4 protein-coding genes are annotated in these 2,846 nt (G+C 55.2%); all 4 read left to right on the top strand.

Translation table 11 applies throughout. The features are described 5' to 3' along the window. Nucleotides 1-53 precede the first annotated feature (53 nt). The gene (gene truA / locus ACKI3C_RS10420) at nt 54-803 is read left to right on the top strand and encodes a tRNA pseudouridine(38-40) synthase TruA (RefSeq protein ID WP_407404755.1); all 750 of its coding nucleotides are present in this window, start codon (nt 54-56) and stop codon (nt 801-803) included. Nucleotides 804-887: 84 nt separating this feature from the next. Continuing rightward, complete coding sequence (locus ACKI3C_RS10415; protein WP_407404753.1) at nt 888-1,526, top strand: L,D-transpeptidase; 639 nt, start codon at nt 888-890, stop codon at nt 1,524-1,526. Between the two features lie 7 nt (nt 1,527-1,533). Next, on the top strand, nt 1,534-2,046 hold the full coding sequence (locus ACKI3C_RS10410; protein ID WP_407404751.1) for an SH3 domain-containing protein: 513 nt from the start codon (nt 1,534-1,536) through the stop codon (nt 2,044-2,046). Nucleotides 2,047-2,049: 3 nt separating this feature from the next. Next, nucleotides 2,050-2,658, top strand: a complete 609-nt coding sequence (locus ACKI3C_RS10405) for a L,D-transpeptidase (RefSeq protein ID WP_407404749.1) — start codon at nt 2,050-2,052, stop codon at nt 2,656-2,658. Nucleotides 2,659-2,846 lie beyond the last annotated feature (188 nt).

Genomic DNA, 2,846 nt, shown 5'->3' with positions numbered 1-2,846 from the left:
CCCCGAGTTCCCCGAGTTCCCCGAGAGGCAAAAAAAGAGAGGCACAAAAGAATATGAGGTATTTTATTAAGTTGGCATATAATGGGGCAGAGTTTCACGGGTGGCAGCGGCAGCCCAGTGACCCGTCGGTGCAGGAGGCCATTGAGGACGCCCTGACCCGCGTGCTGCGTGTGCCCACGGCTATCGTGGGGGCAGGCCGCACCGATGCCGGCGTGAATGCCGCCACCATGTATGCCCACTTCGACGTGGAGCAACCCATCCCCGACTGCGACAAGCTGGCCCATAACCTCAACAGCATCTTGTGCCGTGACATCGCCATCCACAGCATTTTCCCGGTGCACGACGACGCCCACGCACGCTTCGATGCCACATCACGCACCTACAAATACTTCGTACACACCGCCAAGTCGCCATTCCTCTACCCGTTGAGCTGGCACTGCCGGTGGAACCTCGACTACGACCTCATGAACGTAGCCGCCAGACGCATGATGCAATACACCGACTTCACCTCGTTCTCCAAGCTGCACACCGATGTCAAGACCAACAACTGCCGCATCACCCATGCACGGTGGGAGCGAGAGGGTGAGCAGTGGGTTTTCACCGTCACCGCCGACCGCTTCCTGCGCAACATGGTGCGAGCCATCGTCGGCACGCTGGTCGAAGTGGGAACCCACAAAATCACCGTGGAGCAGTTCTGCGAAATCATCGAGAAGAAAGACCGCTGCAAGGCTGGCATGTCCATGCCAGGCAACGCGCTCTTCCTCTGGAATGTCACTTATCCTTACATTAACGATGAACGATGACTTTTTTATTACGACTAATGAAACATTAACTTCTAGGATTTCTAGGTAATCTAGAATTTCTAGACCTTTAATAAAAAGATAAAAATGAAGAAATTACTTTTAATGATTGCCCTGTTCATCGGGGTCACTGCTAGCGCAGCAAGCGTGGTTGACGCTGATGTCATGGGCACAAAAGACGACAAGGCATGCCACTACAACACCGACCGCAAGGCCGACAAGGGAAGCGAGTTTATTGTGATCAGCAAGAAAGACTTGCGACTCTATGTCTATGGCACCATCAAGGGCGACACCGCCCTGCTCGCCAAGTACCCCGCTTGCCTGAGCAAGGTCAAGGGCCAGAAACAGAAAGTGGGCGACATGAAAACTCCGTCGAGCCCAGCCGGCAAGCCTTTCTCAATCACGCAGATACAGGACGCTTCGACCTGGAAACACGACTTCAAGGACGGACGCGGCAGCATCAAGGCCTATGGCAACTGGTTCATGCGCCTCAAGACTCCCGGACACAACGGAATAGGCATACACGGCAGCACTAACAATGCCGAGAGCGTGCCCGGACGTGCCAGCGAGGGGTGCATTCGCCTGCGCGACAAGGACATCATCGACCTCAAGGAGCATTATGCACGCGTGGGCATGAAAGTCATCATCCTCGACGAGGAAACTAGCCAACTCCCCTTCGAGGCCAAGGCACAACAAAAGCAAATCAAAACATTACAAACAAAATAATTATATTATGAAACGAATTCTCACTATCATCTGCGCGGCAATGATGAGCATTGCAGCAATGGCAACTCTTGTGGTTGTCGATGGCGTTCATGTGCGCATGCGTTTTTCTCCCTCAACAAGCGGTGAAATTGTAACCGGCGAGGACGGCAAACCCACCTATCCCCCCAAAGGTGCCATGTTTGAATACCTGGGCACCAGCGGCAATTTCTACAAAATCAACTACGAAGGGACTCCCGTTTACATCTCACGCGACTACTGCCACCTCAAGGAAGAGGCAAAGACTGCCGCAACACCCAAGAAGAAAACACAAGTCGTGGTTGTAGATGGACAGAACGTGCGTTTCCGCCGCACACCCTCTACCAAGGGCGAAATCGTCCTCAACGAGGAAGGACAGACTCTCTACCCCCGCAAGGGTCAGGAACTCACCTATCTGGGCACCAGTGGCAATTTCTACAAAATCGACTGGTATGGCGAGGAATACTACATCTCTCGTGACTATACTCACCTCAAAACCAAGTAATAGATGAGGCAAATACTCAACGTCGCATTAGCACTTGCCGTTGCACTCGCGGCGGCAAGTTGCAGTGGCGACCAGCAGGAACAGCAGGACACAGCTCCCGCACAACCTCAACGCAAGGCCCTCTACACTGGCACATACAGCAACGACAGCACCTTCATCGTCATCAGCAAGAAGGACCTGCTGCTCACCGTCTATGCCCCTGTGGCAGGCGACACCGTGCCTGTGGCAAACTTCAAGGTGTGCCTTGCCAAGAACAAAGGCCAGAAGAAAGGTGATGGCGACATGACCACACCCGAGAGTGAACCCGGCAAGCCATTCAAGATCACCCAGATACAAGACGCCTCCACTTGGTGCCACGACTTCGGCGACGGACGCGGTAGCATCTTGGCCTACGGCAACTGGTTCCTCAGGCTTGAGACCCCCTTCAAGGGAATAGGCATACACGGCAGCACCAACAACCGCGAGAGCGTGCCCGGACGCGCCAGCGAGGGTTGCATACGCCTGCTCGACGAGGACATCATCACACTCAAGGAAAAATACGCCCGACTCGACATGCCTGTCATCATCAAGCAAGAAGACCAAGGCCTTTTCCCCTACGAAATCGCCAAGTAGCAATCCAGCAGCAGCCCCTCCACCAAGTTGCGGTCCCCTCCGCCAAGTTGCGGTCCTGTTCTCGCGGGTTCTCCCGCGAGCCCCCGTCGCAGCCCCCCTCTCCCAGCAGCCCCTCCACCCAGCTTGCGGTCCCCTCCGCCAAGTTGCGGTCCTGTTCTCGCGGGTTCTCCCGCGAGCCCCCGTCGCAG

This window comes from Sodaliphilus sp., assembly GCF_045598405.1.
Lineage (GTDB): Bacteria > Bacteroidota > Bacteroidia > Bacteroidales > Muribaculaceae > Sodaliphilus > Sodaliphilus limicaballi.
The sequence above is the reverse complement of the archived record's forward strand: the minus strand, read 5'-3'. Positions and strand labels throughout refer to the sequence as shown.

Bases quoted from the DNA above. Each gene is read 5' to 3' on its own strand.
- ACKI3C_RS10410 (WP_407404751.1), top strand. From the start codon at position 1,534: ATGAAACGAATTCTCACTATCATCTGCGCGGCAATGATGAGCATTGCA.
- ACKI3C_RS10415 (WP_407404753.1), top strand. From the start codon at position 888: ATGAAGAAATTACTTTTAATGATTGCCCTGTTCATCGGGGTCACTGCT.
- truA (WP_407404755.1), top strand. From the start codon at position 54: ATGAGGTATTTTATTAAGTTGGCATATAATGGGGCAGAGTTTCACGGG.
- ACKI3C_RS10405 (WP_407404749.1), top strand. From the start codon at position 2,050: ATGAGGCAAATACTCAACGTCGCATTAGCACTTGCCGTTGCACTCGCG.